The sequence below is a fragment of the Lactobacillus paragasseri genome (genome assembly GCF_003584685.1).
Lineage (GTDB): Bacteria > Bacillota > Bacilli > Lactobacillales > Lactobacillaceae > Lactobacillus > Lactobacillus paragasseri.
Genome location: NZ_AP018549.1, coordinates 681,216 through 697,566, shown reverse-complemented (window position 1 = coordinate 697,566; position 16,351 = coordinate 681,216). Strand labels below are relative to the sequence as shown.

18 protein-coding genes are annotated in these 16,351 nt (G+C 38.2%); 1 reads left to right on the top strand and 17 read right to left on the bottom strand.

Annotation, left to right across the window (positions count from 1 at the left end):
- Positions 1-97: 97 nt before the first annotated feature.
- A complete protein-coding gene (gene glmS, locus LpgJCM5343_RS03415) occupies positions 98-1,909 on the bottom strand; it encodes a glutamine--fructose-6-phosphate transaminase (isomerizing) (protein WP_077959109.1) in 1,812 nt (603 codons plus the stop codon).
- Between the two features lie 430 nt (positions 1,910-2,339).
- On the opposite strand from glmS, the gene LpgJCM5343_RS09670 reads away from it, so the two are divergent.
- Positions 2,340-2,456 carry a type I toxin-antitoxin system Fst family toxin gene (locus LpgJCM5343_RS09670; RefSeq protein ID WP_259592384.1) on the top strand — a complete coding sequence of 39 codons (117 nt, stop codon included), beginning with the start codon at positions 2,340-2,342 and terminating at the stop codon, positions 2,454-2,456.
- A 248-nt stretch (positions 2,457-2,704) separates the two neighbouring features.
- On the opposite strand, the gene LpgJCM5343_RS03405 is transcribed toward LpgJCM5343_RS09670, so the two are convergent.
- The 16 genes from LpgJCM5343_RS03405 to LpgJCM5343_RS03330 form a co-directional block, all read right to left on the bottom strand.
- The gene (locus LpgJCM5343_RS03405) at positions 2,705-3,637 is read right to left on the bottom strand and encodes a GH25 family lysozyme (protein WP_101890526.1); all 933 of its coding nucleotides are present in this window, start codon (positions 3,635-3,637) and stop codon (positions 2,705-2,707) included.
- Between the two features lie 9 nt (positions 3,638-3,646).
- Positions 3,647-4,078, bottom strand: a complete 432-nt coding sequence (locus tag LpgJCM5343_RS03400) for a phage holin (protein ID WP_113576257.1) — start codon at positions 4,076-4,078, stop codon at positions 3,647-3,649.
- Positions 4,075-4,353 carry a hypothetical protein gene (locus tag LpgJCM5343_RS03395; RefSeq protein WP_113576256.1) on the bottom strand — a complete coding sequence of 93 codons (279 nt, stop codon included), beginning with the start codon at positions 4,351-4,353 and terminating at the stop codon, positions 4,075-4,077. The genes LpgJCM5343_RS03400 and LpgJCM5343_RS03395 overlap by 4 nt, the downstream gene beginning before the upstream one ends.
- A gap of 10 nt (positions 4,354-4,363) precedes the next feature.
- The gene (locus LpgJCM5343_RS03390) at positions 4,364-4,783 is read right to left on the bottom strand and encodes a hypothetical protein (RefSeq protein WP_252148272.1); all 420 of its coding nucleotides are present in this window, start codon (positions 4,781-4,783) and stop codon (positions 4,364-4,366) included.
- Positions 4,740-4,934 (bottom strand): XkdX family protein, encoded by a 195-nt coding sequence (locus tag LpgJCM5343_RS03385; protein ID WP_113576255.1) that lies wholly within the window; start codon positions 4,932-4,934, stop codon positions 4,740-4,742. Before LpgJCM5343_RS03385 ends, LpgJCM5343_RS03390 begins: the two co-directional genes overlap by 44 nt.
- Positions 4,934-5,443 (bottom strand): hypothetical protein, encoded by a 510-nt coding sequence (locus LpgJCM5343_RS03380; RefSeq protein ID WP_113576254.1) that lies wholly within the window; start codon positions 5,441-5,443, stop codon positions 4,934-4,936. The genes LpgJCM5343_RS03385 and LpgJCM5343_RS03380 overlap by 1 nt, the downstream gene beginning before the upstream one ends.
- 39 nt (positions 5,444-5,482) lie before the next feature.
- A complete protein-coding gene (locus LpgJCM5343_RS03375; RefSeq protein ID WP_113576253.1) occupies positions 5,483-7,651 on the bottom strand; it encodes a pyocin knob domain-containing protein in 2,169 nt (722 codons plus the stop codon).
- Positions 7,652-7,663: 12 nt separating this feature from the next.
- Complete coding sequence (locus tag LpgJCM5343_RS03370) at positions 7,664-8,224, bottom strand: putative phage tail protein (RefSeq protein ID WP_003648055.1); 561 nt, start codon at positions 8,222-8,224, stop codon at positions 7,664-7,666.
- Positions 8,214-9,365 (bottom strand): baseplate J/gp47 family protein, encoded by a 1,152-nt coding sequence (locus tag LpgJCM5343_RS03365; protein ID WP_113576252.1) that lies wholly within the window; start codon positions 9,363-9,365, stop codon positions 8,214-8,216. The genes LpgJCM5343_RS03370 and LpgJCM5343_RS03365 overlap by 11 nt, the downstream gene beginning before the upstream one ends.
- Positions 9,362-9,778, bottom strand: coding sequence for a DUF2634 domain-containing protein (locus LpgJCM5343_RS03360; protein ID WP_174705298.1), 417 nt, complete (start codon positions 9,776-9,778; stop codon positions 9,362-9,364). The genes LpgJCM5343_RS03365 and LpgJCM5343_RS03360 overlap by 4 nt, the downstream gene beginning before the upstream one ends.
- Positions 9,735-10,097: a DUF2577 domain-containing protein gene (locus tag LpgJCM5343_RS03355; protein WP_015981476.1), complete on the bottom strand. Its 363-nt coding sequence runs from the start codon at positions 10,095-10,097 to the stop codon at positions 9,735-9,737. The genes LpgJCM5343_RS03360 and LpgJCM5343_RS03355 overlap by 44 nt, the downstream gene beginning before the upstream one ends.
- Positions 10,076-11,122: an XkdQ/YqbQ family protein gene (locus LpgJCM5343_RS03350; protein ID WP_020807661.1), complete on the bottom strand. Its 1,047-nt coding sequence runs from the start codon at positions 11,120-11,122 to the stop codon at positions 10,076-10,078. The genes LpgJCM5343_RS03355 and LpgJCM5343_RS03350 overlap by 22 nt, the downstream gene beginning before the upstream one ends.
- Complete coding sequence (locus LpgJCM5343_RS03345) at positions 11,119-11,799, bottom strand: hypothetical protein (RefSeq protein ID WP_174705297.1); 681 nt, start codon at positions 11,797-11,799, stop codon at positions 11,119-11,121. Before LpgJCM5343_RS03345 ends, LpgJCM5343_RS03350 begins: the two co-directional genes overlap by 4 nt.
- A 1-nt stretch (position 11,800) precedes the next feature.
- Positions 11,801-15,211 (bottom strand): tape measure protein, encoded by a 3,411-nt coding sequence (locus LpgJCM5343_RS03340; protein ID WP_113576249.1) that lies wholly within the window; start codon positions 15,209-15,211, stop codon positions 11,801-11,803.
- A 236-nt stretch (positions 15,212-15,447) separates the two neighbouring features.
- Positions 15,448-15,867 (bottom strand): phage tail assembly chaperone, encoded by a 420-nt coding sequence (locus LpgJCM5343_RS03335; RefSeq protein ID WP_113576248.1) that lies wholly within the window; start codon positions 15,865-15,867, stop codon positions 15,448-15,450.
- Between the two features lie 11 nt (positions 15,868-15,878).
- Positions 15,879-16,349, bottom strand: a complete 471-nt coding sequence (locus LpgJCM5343_RS03330; RefSeq protein ID WP_113576247.1) for a phage tail tube protein — start codon at positions 16,347-16,349, stop codon at positions 15,879-15,881.
- Positions 16,350-16,351: the final 2 nt, after the last annotated feature.

Genomic DNA, 16,351 nt, shown 5'->3' with positions numbered 1-16,351 from the left:
TCAAAAGCTCATATTTTCGAAAAAACATTCAATTAAAAATAGCAAATTAGTCACTTTCAAGATCACTAATTCGCTATTTTACTAACTTATTTAAATTTTATTCAACAGTCACACTCTTAGCTAAGTTACGTGGCTTATCAACGTCTAATCCCTTATCTTTAGAAGCATAATATGCAAGCAGCTGTGCCGGTACAACAGTTAAAAGCGCAGACATATAGTAGTTAATTTCTGGTAATACCACATCATCGCCCTCTCTAGCGAAGTCCTTACCAACAATTGTAATAATATTAGCTCCGCGAGAAACAACTTCTTGAATGTTACCACGAGTTAAATCGGCAGTTGCTGGATCATTAATTAAAGCAATAACTGGAGTGCCTTTTTCTATAAGAGAAATAGTTCCATGCTTTAATTCAGCTGCAGCAAAACCTTCAGTTTGAATGTATGAAACTTCCTTAAGCTTCAATGCTCCTTCTAAGGCAACAGCATAGTCAATTCCGCGTCCAATATAGAAGGCATTGCGTGACTTAATTAAGTACTTGTCAGCAATTTCTTTTAAACTTTCCTTGCTGTCAACAAGCTGTTGCATCCCTTCAGCTGCAATGGCTAAATCATGCTTTAAGTTCCAGTCTTTTGCATCTTGATTATTAAGTGCTTCACCCAAAGCTTTAGCAAGCACTGCTTGAACAGCAATTTGAGCAGTATAAGCTTTAGTAGATGCAACGGCAATTTCAGGACCTGCTTCGAGCAGCATAGTGTAGTCTGCTTCTCTTGATAAAGTTGAACCCTCTACGTTAGTAATGGTTAAACTTGGAATATTACGCTTATTAACTTCTTTTAAAACAACGCGTGAATCAGCAGTTTCACCAGATTGAGTTAGAAAAATAAAGAATGGCTTTTTACTCAGCATTGGGAAATGATAGCCAGCTTCTGAAGCTAAACCAACCTCTATTGGAATACCTGTGTAGTGTTCTAAAAGCGTCTTTCCTACTAATCCAGCATGGTAACTAGTACCTGCTGCATAAATGTAAATTCGATCTGCTTTAGAAAGAGCATCAATGATTTGAGGCTCAACCTTAACGTCACCATTTTCATCAAAATAAGTTTGAGAAATTTTACGCATAACGCTTGGTTGCTCATCGATTTCTTTTAGCATATAGAATTCATAGGTGCCTTTTGAAGCAGCATTTGGATCAATATCTAATACGTGAGGTTTACGTTCAACTTTTTTACCGTCAACAGTTTCAATTGTGTAAGAATCCTTGGTAATGTCACCTACGTCACCATCTTGTAAATCAACAAAAGTCTTAGTTTGATCTAAAACAGAGATTGCATCAGAAGCAATAATATTAAATCCATCTCCAAGACCGAGCATCATTGGTGACTTATTTTTTGCAATAAAAACATGGTCTGGTTCAGTATTATCAACCAAAAGAAAAGCGTATGAGCCCTTCACTAACTTCAAAGCTTCTTTAAATGCAGAAAAACCGTCTAAATTCTTTTCACGTGCAATTTTACCAATTAATTGAACAACCACTTCAGTATCAGTATTTGAATGGAACTTAACACCTTGTAAATATTTTTCTTTTAACTCCACATAATTTTCAATTACACCATTATGAACCAAGTAAAAACGCTTAGTTTCATCAAAATGAGGGTGAGCATTATCAACTGTTGGCTTACCATGAGTTGCCCAGCGAGTATGACCAATTCCAACTAAGCCTTGTTCATCTGGAGTTAACTTTTCTTTTAAGTTAGAAATTCTACCAACTGCCTTAGTTAAATATTCATTGCCATTAAGATCATTTAAATACATACCTGCTGAATCGTAACCACGGTACTCTAAGTTAGTTAGACCATTTAAAATAATATCTCTTGCAGGTTTTCCAACAACACCAACAATTCCACACATACATTTTTCTCCTTTGGTATAGTTCATTTGAAATAAATGGACTATCTTTTATTTGTTGTCATATGAGCAATAATAACCCTATATTAAAAATTGGTCAAGAAGTTTTATTTGTAATTGGTCTATATCAAAAAGAAGAAAAATTGCACAAAAAAAGACGCCCCATGCGGAGCGTCATATCAGTGATTTGGGTGAGATTCGAACTCACGACCCACGGTTTAGAAGACCAAATCGTTTGATTTTATGTAATTTTCTATGTTTTTAAGTGCCTGAGATATGGCACTTTTTCTTTTATTTGAATTTATTCTATTTTAAGTTTGGGGGTCACAGCGGGGGTCAGTTGATAATTACTTATAGTTTCATTTTCTACATATATTATACATCTAATTTTGTTATAATTATTTCAGCGACTATTGCCTCCCCTTGAAAGGAGGTGAGTTCGTTGAAGGAATTTCTAACTTTAGTTATAGCTCCAATTCTTGTGGGAATGGTGAAATCACTATTCGATCACTGGCTGGATGATCGGCGTAACAACAAAAAACATAAATAGTCGCATTTCCACCCTCAACGTTTGATAGGTTGCGTCAAGCGATAAAAAAAGCATTACCTTTTGTAGCGATCAGGTAATGCTTTTTGAGTTCATTGAATTTTAGAATTCCTAACTTGTTGCAAGTTAAGTATAACATATTGTAAGTAAAATTGTAACAAGAAAACATAGTTAAAATAATAGAAAATTTGTTGTATGCAAAAAGCCGCTCCAGAGAAACATCTCCAGAGCGGCTTTTGAATTATATTAAATTATTTGAAAGTTCCCCACGGCTCACTGCCGACACGACCAACTAAATAGCCATTCTTACCATTTTCTCTCGGTTGCTGTAACCATACACGCCCAGCACTATCTCTAGCCCAAGCATTGTATTTAACTTCTGAACCTGCTGGTAAGGTGGTAATCAGTGTGCTTTGCGTATTAGCGCCCCAGCGAAGATTAATCGCTCCACCAGTGATGAAAGTACCATGTTCTTCATGCCAAGTCACACCTTGTACATCAGTCCATGTTTTTTCTGATGCTGATTGTGCAACAGATGGCTGAGCTACTGGTTTGCTATCATTTTTTAGATCAATCAAGCTGATGTTTCCGTCAACATTTAACCCGCGCCAGTTATCGGTAAATTGCCAAATTGCTACTCCGTTCATTGATGGAAAGTAGCCAAAGTTTGGTTCACTTACCGCAGTACCATTACCTGATGGATATGCTGCTACCCACAAACAATTAGGATACTTGGCTAAAATTCTAGAAGTATTAATTTTGTCTCTCATAAGATAAGCGCCTGAGTATAGTAAAGGCTTATAACCAGCACCCACAATAGTATCTAAGAAAGATAAGATAGCAGTCGTATTAGTTTCACGATCTCCTCTAGTTTCGTTTCCACTTCCTTGTTCATAGTCACAAGCTAAGTAAGTACCTGCTTCAAGACCAACAGCTTTTGCAGAAGTAACTGCATAGTTACCTTCTTGAATTGCTACGTTACTATTGCCACTAAACCTCGCATAGTGATAAGCCATTGGCAACATACTATTAGCTCTTGCAGTAGATACTTGAGATTGTGCTTTAGGATTACGATAATCTAAGCCCTCTGACACTTTAACAACGGCAAATTTCGATCCGGAATAATTGCCGCTGTTATGACTTGATACATCTACACCGTAACTTCTTTTAGCTACTTCAACCATAGTTACCTCCTACTTCTTTACTTCTTTCAATTCGCCAACAATGGTCTTACTTTTCAATTGTTTGGCTGCATCGTCTTCCTTAGTCAGTGTTTGCATACTATCAACGAAATTTTTCGTTTGCTTCATCGTAGTAACCGACTTCTCAATCTCGCCCTTGATATAAGCTGTTGAGGGATGCGGTAAATGAGCCATATCCAAAATATTGATAAGGGCATTAAAAGCCGCTACCAGCTTTTCTTGGCCTGATCCACCTTCTTTGTCAGTTTGAAAAACAATTGCTCCTGCAGATCTAGCAATCATTTGCTCAGCCTTAGCTAATGCGTCTCCTTGCAGTGCTTTCTTATCAATTTCAATTTTGTGCTTTGAATAAAAATAAAAGATTATTGTCACAACTACCGATAGAACAACAATAACCAAGTCTGTAATTTGTCCTAAACTCATTTTCTATCCTCTTTTTCTTTAAAATCATCTATCTTGTTTTCTAACCGTTTAACCTTCTTGCGCAACTTGTCATTTTCTGCATCAATTTCATCAAAAGCTTTCTCACTTTCAAGCCAACGATTTCTATATAAATCACGGTCAGCTCTCAATTCTTCTTTATCGTCTTTTGAAACATCATGACTAGTCTTGCGTAGAGCATTCCAAGCAGTAAGTCCTGCAACAAAAACAGAAAAAAGAAGTGCTATTTCACGGATTAAGTTAGCCCAATCTTGCACTTCTCATCACCTACTTTCGTCGTTTTACAGTCTTAGAAAATACTGCTAAATATTGAATTACTAATAGCCACCCAATTAACGCTACAATCGAAAGCAATCTGCTATAGTCATGCATGACCAAAACATGCCCCAGTTGCAAAACTGTTAGCATCATCAAAAAGAATGCTGAGCAAGCTAATAACACAGCATTAGCCAGCTGACTTTTTCCACCCGAAAAAACAAATGCAATCAAGCCAATTCCGACCATAATTGCAAAAGCATCGACTAGATCGTTATTGAAGAGCCATTGCCATTCTGGCGGCCAGTAAAAAAAGTAATCGTTCACTAAAAGAATAATTCCAAAAGCTGTAAGCAAATTTCCCAAAATCAAATGAAGCAAATTAAGTTTAGCCGTTTGCCACAGTATTTTGATCTCCTGCAACATAATCATCACCCGTAATTCTCTTATAGCCATCTGCATCAAATGCCCCTTGCTGCACAAATCCTGCAATGGTGTTGTCTGTAAAGTACCCATTATCTAATGCAGATTTACACAAACTTTCAAGGTTTGAATAGATAGAACTGAAATCGAAATCAAACATTATTCAGCACCTTCTTTTTTCTTAGTTTCATCAGCTTTATTTGACTTATCTGGTGTGTTTACTGGCTTAGAAAGTTGTTGAACCATTGGCACAAGTTGAGCAAGAACTGCTGTAGTTTGTGCTTGTCCCTTTTGTACACCGCTTAAAGCTTGAACGACTTTATCATTATTTTGAGCATCTTTAATCTTAGCTGCTTCGTAGTTTTCCATTTTCTTTTGCATAGCTGCATTACTTGCTTGCAACTTAGCAATTAAAGCTGGTTGAGATTTATCACTGTTTTCAATCCAACTATGAGAGTCATCGTCCCAAACTGCATCAATTAAATCCTCACTAGGCTTTTCTGCATGCCAGCGATAAGGCAAGTCTACTGGACTAAGCTCTCCTGGATAAGGAATTTCCAAGTGATGAAGAGCTGTAATTGGACTAGTTGGATCAGAGAAGTAATAAAAGCTGATTTTTCCATCAGCAACGACTTGTTTTAATAAATCTAAAAAGTTTTCTGCTTCCATAATTTTCCTCCATAAAAAAATCCTTAGTTAAACTAAGGATTAAATAGGTCTATTCAAATATTCATGCCATTGTCCCCAAGCTGAGAGACTTGAGGATTTTCTGCCGTACATATTATCGCCTTCATAGAGCGTTTGATAAACAGTATTAGCATCAAATACTGTCACTTTAACGTAAACCCAGTGCGCATTATCGGTTGGATATGGTCCACTTTGAACATGACAATTTGAAAGACGATACATTCCTGTGCTTCTTAAGTTATTAAGATTTACAGTGGTATTATTGAACTCTCCTTGAGGAGTATTGTAATCAGTTCTCTTCTTCAAGTTCATTAACTCAGTTCGCATAGTTGTTAAATTGGTATTCAGGTTATTGATTGCCTCTGCTATCGGCTTCAAAGCTGCAGCATCAACTAAGAAATTACTAAAGTGTCCTGATGGATCAAATTTTCCAACTTGGGTGTTATGCCAGCCTTCGGAAGCTACATCATAATCAGTAATTGATGTAATACTCTGATTAGTTAAGTCGCCAGCATTAGCTATTCTTTGCCAATCTGTAAATCTAGTTGAATTCCACGTTCTCACATATAATTGACCACTATTTGTATCATACAGAGTTTGTTGGCCGTTCCATTGATTGGCATTTACGGACATACTAAACCAAGCTGACACAGGAGAATTTTTTAATCCGGAAGGACCTGCCGCATTATAGAACCCCGTATTCTTAACGTTATTCAAATCAGTATTATTTTGAATGCTGTAAGACTTGGTATTATTTAACAGCCATGAAACCTTATTAGCAGTCCAGTCGCTATCAAAAATGTTAATCTTATATGTTCCGTCTGCCTCTTGAGTTACAAACTTAGTATCTTGGAAAATATTACCGTTTTGATCTAATGATTGCTTTACAAATTTCAACTTTTTAAGATGTTCATTCGTGACTACTGAACGCCAACCAGTCCAAATATCGCCATTCTTAGTATTCAACCAATAACTACCGTCTTGATCTACAATAGTAACTGAACCCCAACCCGAATCGAATAGTTTGACTGCAAAGAACCATTTCTTATTGTTCATTGGTGGCAAGTTCTTGACACCATCACCATTACCGTTCCAATATTCAATCTTATTACCAGCATGATCTAACAAGTCTCCATTAGGATCTCCTGCTTCAATGGGTAACTTTGCATTAATTGCATCAGCAAGTTGTCCGATAACGCCTTGATCTACAAGCCATCTTGAAAAAAGCCCATTTGCGTCAAAATGAGCGTTGTTATCAAAAGTAGCAGCCTTATTCTTTACATCATAGCCAGTAAGCACATTAGCTGTTAAAGTTGGTAAGGTTACTGCACCACTGGCATTAGCAGTGTGCCCATTTACCGACTTAACCTGACCAGTGATTTTATTATCAACTTCTTTCTTGGTGTAAGTAGTAGCTTTATCGGCTTTCTTGTTTAATTCGCTGTCTACATAGCCTTTGTCTGCCTTAGGAGCCACTTTACTATTCACTTCATCTTTGGTGTAAGTATTTGATTTATCAGCCTTTGTTCCAAGTTGCTGTTCTACAGTAGTTTTATCAGCTTTAGTACCCAGCCTATCAGTTACGCTTTTCTCAAAGTTTGTGTGATAAGTAGAGTTCTCCAATTTATAATCGTTTAAGCTCTTAACGATTTCAGCGTCTTTTTTATCAAGTTTTGCTACAGCTGTATCAACCTCGGACTTGCTATACACTTCCTTTTTACGATAAACATCATCCGGACTAACTTCAACAGTTACCTTATCAGTTCTACCAATTACTAGATACATCAAAAAATCAAACTTAAATAAAGTTTGCTCCCCAAAGTCTGGAATGTATTCTGGCGTTTTTGCAGTAGCTATACCGTAAAGAATTTCATTTTTATCAGGCTCTTTTGCGTAGATACCAACAGTATGCACATTATAACCAGTCTTCAAATTCTGGTTATCAAAGGTCATTCTAACACCTAAAACAGTATCTGAATTATCAGACGCATCTCCTACATCACTCAACTTCACTGATTGCTGGATACTTGGTAACTGGGTTAAGTTTTGAAGTTCTTCAACAGTCTTTCCTGATAAGTTATCAGTTGATGAAACACCTCTCGTTAAAGAAAAAGTTGCTGTACCTTTGTTAGCTCTACGGGCTAAGTCGATACCTTCGTTAGTTAAAATTGTCTTATTATATTCTGACATCTCATCACCTCACTAGTTAAACACTTGGCTGGGACTTGCTTTTGCTATGCTAGCTGCTTTTACAACGTTACCAATGCCCAAGTTCAAATTATCAGAAACCTTTGCAGTGTTTAGCAAAATCTTTACTTGATACAAGAGATTAGCTGGCAAGTAAACATTTAACAGATATTTCAAGTAATTTATCTGATTACTTGTCATTTCTGCTGATTTAGCAGTTGCTACAACAGCCCTTGCACCGTAATTAACATCAATTTTCACTGGAAGATTAACGTTGTTTAGCATATCTCTGAAAAACCTAATTGTTATCGGTCTTGGTGGTAGTACATACATCAAGACCTTGTTTCTGCGCATTTCTAAAGTATCGTTTTCATCTGGAACTATACCCAGTTGACTTTCAAAGAGTGAAATACCTTTTGTATCAGCAGTTGAAACAAATTCATTTAGTAATGTCCGCAAATGGCTATCTTCTAAATCCTTAAGTGTTAAACTTTCAGACTTAAGCAACTCCTCCATCTCATACACGCCCTCATAATAATCAGGCATGTAGTTTAGAAGTTCGTACTTATTGTTCATTGATCGTCACCGTCCCGACTACTGGTAATTGTGACTTTGAATTAGTAAAAACTAAATCTATATCGGCGTCCCTGCCGTTTAAAGATGGAAGCTTAGCATTGACCACACCTTCCGTCAGCATAACTTGAGACAGGATCTTAGAACGATATATGGTTTCTTGATAACCCCTACCAAGTTTTTGATTGATATCTGCCCAGTCCTTTCTCAATGATTGGAAGTAGCCCTCAACTGCTTTAGTAATGCTGTCTTTCACATACCGTGTTGCTTTTGTATCATCAAGTTTTACTGAAATATCAACATTTACAATTAATTCTTCAGGAGCAGTCACAGTTACAGCATGGTCAATTGGAGCTAATCCATAACCCTCTGCTTGTTTATCTTCTGGGTCAAGTGTATTTTTAACTTTCTGTACTAAACTAGCACTAGCAGGCATTAAATCATTATTCAAAATAACCACTTTAACAGTACCACCACCATTCCAAGTCGGATAAATCTGTGCTGCTCCTACTTCGTCAATCTTACTGGTCATTTCTAGGTAGTCTGCCACATTACCACCGTAAGCAATCCAACTTTGAGAACTCAGCAATCTTGCTCTTAAGTGGTCGTCACTTTCTACATCCCTTGCAGGAGCTGTAATTTCTGTAATTTCAGCCCATGAAAGCAAGTCGTTGGGAGTAACAGGTAAAATCTGTCCGATATAACCATTAGCGCTTGATCCTTTAACTTCTGCTGTTAATTCAACAGTCAAGTCATCATTGACCTTTGTCACAGCGTAAAAAATAGGCGAGTCGCCAATGCTGGCAAATTTATCTCCTATTTGAACGTTGTTTAATGGTTCTTTCTTATCATTTAAAACTTTTGCCTTAGCTTCGGTTTGAGTAGCAGGATATCGACTTGTACCATGTTCAATTGCTCGATAGTCTAGGAACTCTCCAGAAGCTGTTTTGATATAAGTTTCTTTGATTACATTAGCCATATCTAAGGATTGCTGACCCATAACCAATGCAGCAGGAGCTAAAGCGTCATAGATTATTGAACCCTCACGCTTATCTATGTTATCAGGCACAGCGTCAAGCATTTTTCTTAAAAAATAGTCATAATCCTTGTTTTGAAATTCAGTAATTAATTCATTGGGACTCACTTAATGCTTACCTCGCTTTCTATTGGTATATTTCCATAACTAGTTTGGCATTCTCCAGTAAGAGTTAGAGTATTGGGACTTGTTTCACTGATACTAGTAATATCAACTTTTATTACACGTTCATCAGCCAGCAATGCTTCTTTGACTATTCGCTCAGCTTCAACTCTGGCATAGCCTAAGTCTTTTCCCAGTAAATCGTTTAAATCATTACCATATTGATCTGTATAAATCGGAAAAACAAAACGTTCTGTTTTTAGGATCTTATCTACAGCTTGAACCATAGCACCTAAGCCATCAAACTTATTCCGTATTCTGCTGTTAGCAATCTGAAAGGTTAGTGTTGGATTTTGATTTTCTTCATTATCCAAATTAACCACCCTCTCTCTCAAATAAGTAGAATTGTTGACCGCCATCAGCACGGATCATAGTTACCTTATCTCCAACTCTTAGGGAATTATCAAAAGTAAAAGTAGCGGGTTTAGTGGTCTTTTCAGTTTTAGGCTTTTCTCCGTCTTTGCCTTTCTTTTCTTCTGTAGTCGTCAAACTACCACTCATTGAAAAGCTTCCAATGTGCTTTCCCAATACAATGAAATTATCGTCAATAATCATTGAGTTAGAAATTTGTACCCTTAAAGGAGAAGCACTGATAACACGACCATAGATAACATCGGAATACTCAGAATCACTACCGCCCCGTTCCGTCAACATTTTTATAAGCTGTTCTCCTGCCATTTTGTACCTACTTTCATTTCTAAGCTACAAGTGTAATCAGTACCAAAGTTATGTGTTGCTTTCAAAATAGGGCAATTAGTCCAAGTTTTACCGAAGTCTTTAATTTTGACGTTAGCACCAGCACCTGCAATTAGAGAAGTATCGCCCATACAATCAAGCGTTAGCTTTCTTTCTGAAACATTACGTTTCTTCAACTCGTCATTAGCTTGCTGAACCATTTGTGCCCAGTTAGCTTTGTTCTTGGCATTGACTACCTTAACAATCTGACCCCAAGTTCTAATCGTATTTCCTCTAGCAGAAGCAATCGTAAAACTCGTAGTAGCTGGATCATCTCCAGTGTCAGAAGTAGCAGTTGCTGTCTTAGTCTGCGAGTTATCAGTGTTCTTCTGAACTACTTGAACCACGTTAGCAGCATTATCAATACTTTCTGAGTAAGTGTAATCGGTCATCGTGTTTTGAGTATCAATAACTAAAAGAGTTCTTGTAGGAATAGGCGCTCTCCTAAGTTCGATATACATATGATTAGCAACAATGCAGTACATCTCGCCAGTGGCAGAGTATGTCTTGTCAATTGCACTCTTAATCATGTCAAAGCCAGTTTTTCCATCACAAACTTCCGCAGGCACTCTGTAAGTTGGCTGTTCCTTGATATGAAATGGTACACCGAAACGGCGGCAAACATTACTGTATCTATCTCCAAGCGTCCCTGATTGAAAGACGACTGAACCTTCACTCTTTAGATATCTTTCAAAGTCGTAAGCTTTAACGCTCACTGTAGTGTCTGACGTGCATTCAGCACTGAAAACGAAACCCCAGAAAATATCTTTATTATCCCAAGCAAAGTCTACAATTGCTCCCATTGCTGGGATTATTGGATCTTTGCCGTTCACGATATCAAAGGTTAATTCTCCAGCGGAATAATTTAAATCAGTTACCCACTTAAGATTTTTAACCATGTCCTTGATTTCGACACCAATTCTAGCGCCACCATTATCGTGCTTTAGAATTTGAAGTTTTGTAATCATGCTAATCTCACTTCACTCTGCCTAACCCAGCCCCGAGGTCCGCCATTTACTAATGCAACGTGAATTGGGAATGGGTGACCCGGTGCTAAATAAGTAATGCGTCTTCTTACGTTATTCTCATATACACCCGGTGCACTTCCATAGCTATCCAACCGTAAGCGACCATTCACAATCACAATTGAACCAATACCCAACTTCTTAGGAGGAGCTGGTCTTGGTTTAGGTTTAGGAGGAGCTGGAACATTAACTTTATGGTACTTAACTTCTCTATACTGCTTTAAGCCCAAAGTATAAGCGTATTCATCTGCAAAGCCGCTCTTAAAGCCATATTCAAAACTAGAAATCGTCATAGTTACACTAATTTTAGTAGAGCTGACAACTAATTGAACATGATGTTTATTAGCTTGAATGTTTTTAAGCCAATTAATGTACTCATCAGGTTTTAACAGCTTATCTGAACTAATCCAAGAACTATGTTTCTTTGGAAAGACACTATCAATCGTAAGAGATACCAATTTCATGTTACCTACTCGATTAATCTCTCCCAAGTTCACAATAGTTTCCGATTTATCATCAGTTTCATATTTCAAAGTTAATTCTGACGGGTTCACAGGCAATTCAACCGTTCTATTAGTTGAATAATCAGTGATATAAACACCAAAGCCGTTGACCGGCATATTAACCACCTCCTAGAGCTTTATTACGTCTATCAATAATCTTTTGATCGATCTTATCTAAAATCTTGTCTACGTCTGCATCTGGATTGCCAGAAGCATTGATGACAATAGCACCTTTATCAATTTGAACTTGAGTACTATTGTCTGTTTGGCTACTACTGTTGTTATTAGTCAATACTGAATTTGGAGCGATTGAACCAGATGTTACTGTATCGCTACCCACTGCTGAAGAAACAGCACCTTGTCCGAAAATGCCAATATTAGCTCTTGAACCATCAAGCCCAGTAATTGCACCAGCAACATTGCTGATTGCGTCCAGTGCTCTATCAAATCCAGCTGCAAGTAAATCTCCTGGATTTATGCCACTTAATCCAATAGGATCTAAGGTTGGCGACATACCACTAGCAGCATCTACAACACTTTGCGCCATACTTGCAGAAGCATCAGCAGCTGCACCAGCATCTCTGTTTAATCCTATGATTAAACCTTGATCGACCCAGCGACCATACTGTCTAAACAATCTTGAAGGAGACCCAATATGAAGCACGCTCTTAGCGGCACTTACAACTTTACTTGCTACTCCTTGCACTGCACTAACGGCAGCGCCAATCATTGACTTAATACCATTGACTAAACCTTGAATTAACTGTCTACCCACAGAAACTAAGGCACTTCCAAAACTTCTAGCAGCATTTACAGCGCTGGAAATACCGCTTCTAACAGCACTTACTACTCTACTCATTGCGCTAGTCATTGCTGAAACCAGCATTGATCCAGCGGCAACAAATAGTGACGCCATAACCATGACAGAAGCACCAACTGCAACTAGAGCAGTGGCTACAGCCATTGCGGCGGCAGCTACTACCATTAAGCCAGCGCCAAGCATAATTGCAGCGGCTGCCAAGAGCATCAGACCTACTGCAGCAATCATTGCCATAGGACCAACCATCATTAAAGCAACTGCCAGTAACATCAAACCTACTGCTGATACCATAGCTGTAACCATAATCATCATTAAAGCTACAGACATCATCATTAATCCAACAGCAGCAACCATAGCCATTGCAGCTACTAAGACTAGTCCAACTCCGAGGAGCAAGATACCTACAGCAGCTACTAATCCCATAGCCATGACTAGAGTTAATGCAACACCTAAAAGAAGTAGTCCGACAGCCGCTATTAAGGACATTGGACCAATTAGTAGTAACGCAACTGATAAGAGAATTAAACCAACAGCAGCAACCATTGCGCTAACCATGATTAGCATTAAAGCTACGCCCATCAAAAGCAAGCCGACTGCGGCAACAATACCCATTGCAGCGACTAAGACAAGTGCCACACCAAATAGGAGCATTCCAACAGCTGCAATAATTACCATTACAGCAACTAGAGCCATTGCTACTCCTAAAAGTAAGACACCAACAGCTGCAATTAGAGCAGTAATTCCCACTAAGGCTAAACCTACAGCAAAAATTAATGCTCCAACACCTGCTGCAACTAAACCTACAGCAAGAACTGCTAAAGCAACGCCTAAAAGAAGTACTCCAACAGCTCCAACTATTGCAGCTAAACCAAATACAGCAATTGCTCCAGCTAAAGCAAGCAAGCCAACTGCTGCGCTAGTTCCATATTCTGAAATAGTAGGTAGTTGAGTAGCTAAAAGTGCGATACCCGCACTTGCTACTAAAACGGCAACGCCGATTAATAGCAGTGCGGCAGCAAAGATAGCAAAGCCAACCGCTCCACCAATCAAAGCTGGTCCTAAAAATCTTACTAAGACCACTAAGGCAGCGATAGCGGCAATCATCCCAAAGAATGTTGCTATAGCACCGCCACCTGCACTAGATATCTGAGTAGCTGCATCAGCTAACAATTTAAATCCTGCACCGAGCGCTAAAGCCCCAGCACCAACTAGGGCAAATGCTGCACCTAGTTTCATATATGCTCCAGCATTACTTAAAATCTTACCCGGCTTAGTCATTTTTGGCGAATCAATTTCAGGAGCTTTGATCTTCTTAGCATTCTTGAAGCCTTTCAAGAACTTAGAAACTTCTTTCATATAGCCAGCAATTTTTCCCATAGCCTTCAACATTGTAAAAGCTATTGCTAATGCGGTAAGAGCTTGCGCAATATTATTAATTGTGCCAGGATCTAGTTTATTCAGTTCTTTTAGCCCCCAAATAACAGCTTCAAACACTAAGCCTTTTAGCCCACCTTTTAAGATGATAAAAGCTTGGGCTAACATCTGAAGTGTGCCTGGATCTAGTTCACCAAGCGCTTCTGCAATTCCAGAAATAGATTTAGCAGCACCCCCCAATGCTCCACCAGCTAGCTTTCCTAGTTGCTTAAATAAGCTATCTCCTCCGTTAGTTTGGTCCATCGTATTGACTAACTTACCGACAGAGTCAGTAATACTATCAAATGTATCTTTTAGAGAATTAAAAGCGCCAGAATCAGCAAAGCCTTTTTTAAAATCATCAAAACCAGTCTTTAAATCGTCAAAAATTGGTTCCATATCAGCAACAGCTTTAAATAATCCGTCAACGAAACCATCAAAATTAACATTTGATAGCTGATCCGTTAAATCAGAAACAAATTTAATGCCAACTTTACCCACTCTATCAAATGCACCTTGCAATTTGTTAGCCATTGTTTCTTTTAAACCGTCAATAGCTTGCCCAACTGTTTTAAATTGAGTAGCCATCTTGGTAAAGTTGGCGTTTGTTCCTGTTTTAGCTATTGCGTTCAAGAAGTCCTCAGTTTTAACCTTTCCATCTTGAACGTTCTTAATTAATTGTTGGGTACTTACACCCATTGTCTTAGCAACGGCAGAAATACCTGCTGGAGTTTGTTCTAGCATAAGTTTAAAGTCTTGCCATTGCACCATTGGCTTGGCAGCCATTTGAGTTGCCTGCTCTGACAAAGTCTTCATAGCTTGTTGCGGATTAGAAGAAGCAGCAGCTAAACCACCAAAACCTCTAACTAATTGGTCCACGTTTTTCGTGCCAACAGCAGCCAATTGTGAGTAAGTACTTGCCATATCAGAAGCACTGTAAATAGTTTGCTGGGCGAACTGTTGCATTGACTTTTTAGCAGTAGCAATTTCAGCCGGACTTTTGCCCAATTGGTGCATGTTCCCATCGAAAGTCTGCCATGCTTTACTTGCTTCATCTAATTCGCCATACATGGAACGAATTCCAGTACTAGCAAGTTCCATACCTTTGTTGATTGCTCCGCCAACAACAGTACCGCCAACAATTGACTTGAACATACTACCGCCACTAGAACCGCCAGAAATAGCTTCTTTCAATTTGCTCATACCACTTTGCGCTTTTTGCAAACCACTAGACAGGCGATCTAATGGGTTACTAAAAGCGTCATTAATCTTAACAGTGGTGCTAATTGTACTCATTTACTACCTCCTTTCTTTGCTGAATGCAAAAAAATAGGCTAAGCATTAAATATGCTTAGACCTAGCCTTTCTTTTTGCTTTTCTCTCTTCTTCTTTTTCGTATTTTTGTCGTACTTCAATCGAAGCGACGACTAAAGCCTGCTCACGCCTTGACATCTCCGCCCATTGTTTAGGCGTCCAGTGATATTCATTAAGAACATAGTGATAAATGTTAAAGTCGCCAACAGACTCATTTATTAGTTTTTTGCTTCTTCAACCAAGTCTTCTGAACTGTCATCATCGTTAAGACCTGATAAGTCCATAATTGCCTGTGATAGCTCAGTGTATTCACCAACTTTAAGCATTTTCTTTAAAACTTCTTCCGGCTTAGCAATACAGCCCCATGAAGTTTGCAACTTTTCATTGTTTAAGTTAGGAGAAACAACAGCTTCTGCTACAACTAAACCTTGGAACTGATTTTCATCAGTTTCTTGTTCGTATCTATGTGTCTTACGGTTGAGAACTCTCTTAGTTGCTTGCTTTCGAATATTTGACACTTCATCAGCAGTTAAAGACTTAATCTTAAAAGGAGACTTAAATCTTTCAAGCTTAACTTCTTTTTCTTCTACTGGACTACCAACATTTTTAAACAAAAAATCTTCAACACTTTCAGCCATTTATTTTCTCCTTAATTAATTCCATTAAATGCTTGGACTAAGTTGACGCCTTCAAAAGTAAAATCACTTTCCCATTCCATTACGCCGTCATCAGCTTCAAAATCGGCAATTGGAATATCGTCCAAGTTGACATCTGTTAATTGCACCACTTGCTTACCAGTTCTTGAAGTTGGATCATGGATAGTCAAAGTTGCATCAAAATACAAATCCCCACCATCTTGAGTATAAGGAATACCGTACTTAATCCAGTTTGAGTTAACCAAGTAACCACCTAAAGTTCCCGTACCTTCAACAGAAGTAGTTTTCTTTCTCTTCCAGTGAGAACCTAAGGTTTGGACGTCTTCCTTGTTCTTTTCAAGCTTAGCTGTGAACTTATCACATTCAATCATCTTAATAATGTTGCCATTAATTTTGATTGATAAAGTAGCATCTTTGGTTGAAATAGTATCTCGACCATTTAAAAACTCATCAATTGCTGCCATTT

What these genes read in the sequence shown, in the direction of transcription:
- LpgJCM5343_RS03360 (WP_174705298.1), bottom strand. Translation starts at nt 9,778, where the DNA reads ATGGCGGTCAACAATTCTACTTATTTGAGAGAGAGGGTGGTTAATTTG.
- LpgJCM5343_RS03375 (WP_113576253.1), bottom strand. Translation starts at nt 7,651, where the DNA reads ATGTCAGAATATAATAAGACAATTTTAACTAACGAAGGTATCGACTTA.
- LpgJCM5343_RS03400 (WP_113576257.1), bottom strand. Translation starts at nt 4,078, where the DNA reads ATGAGTTTAGGACAAATTACAGACTTGGTTATTGTTGTTCTATCGGTA.
- LpgJCM5343_RS03350 (WP_020807661.1), bottom strand. Translation starts at nt 11,122, where the DNA reads ATGATTACAAAACTTCAAATTCTAAAGCACGATAATGGTGGCGCTAGA.
- LpgJCM5343_RS03385 (WP_113576255.1), bottom strand. Translation starts at nt 4,934, where the DNA reads ATGTTTGATTTCGATTTCAGTTCTATCTATTCAAACCTTGAAAGTTTG.
- LpgJCM5343_RS03380 (WP_113576254.1), bottom strand. Translation starts at nt 5,443, where the DNA reads ATGGAAGCAGAAAACTTTTTAGATTTATTAAAACAAGTCGTTGCTGAT.
- LpgJCM5343_RS03355 (WP_015981476.1), bottom strand. Translation starts at nt 10,097, where the DNA reads ATGGCAGGAGAACAGCTTATAAAAATGTTGACGGAACGGGGCGGTAGT.
- LpgJCM5343_RS03390 (WP_252148272.1), bottom strand. Translation starts at nt 4,783, where the DNA reads ATGATTATGTTGCAGGAGATCAAAATACTGTGGCAAACGGCTAAACTT.
- glmS (WP_077959109.1), bottom strand. Translation starts at nt 1,909, where the DNA reads ATGTGTGGAATTGTTGGTGTTGTTGGAAAACCTGCAAGAGATATTATT.
- LpgJCM5343_RS03330 (WP_113576247.1), bottom strand. Translation starts at nt 16,349, where the DNA reads ATGGCAGCAATTGATGAGTTTTTAAATGGTCGAGATACTATTTCAACC.
- LpgJCM5343_RS03405 (WP_101890526.1), bottom strand. Translation starts at nt 3,637, where the DNA reads ATGGTTGAAGTAGCTAAAAGAAGTTACGGTGTAGATGTATCAAGTCAT.
- LpgJCM5343_RS03370 (WP_003648055.1), bottom strand. Translation starts at nt 8,224, where the DNA reads ATGAACAATAAGTACGAACTTCTAAACTACATGCCTGATTATTATGAG.
- LpgJCM5343_RS03345 (WP_174705297.1), bottom strand. Translation starts at nt 11,799, where the DNA reads ATGCCGGTCAACGGCTTTGGTGTTTATATCACTGATTATTCAACTAAT.
- LpgJCM5343_RS03340 (WP_113576249.1), bottom strand. Translation starts at nt 15,211, where the DNA reads ATGAGTACAATTAGCACCACTGTTAAGATTAATGACGCTTTTAGTAAC.
- LpgJCM5343_RS03335 (WP_113576248.1), bottom strand. Translation starts at nt 15,867, where the DNA reads ATGGCTGAAAGTGTTGAAGATTTTTTGTTTAAAAATGTTGGTAGTCCA.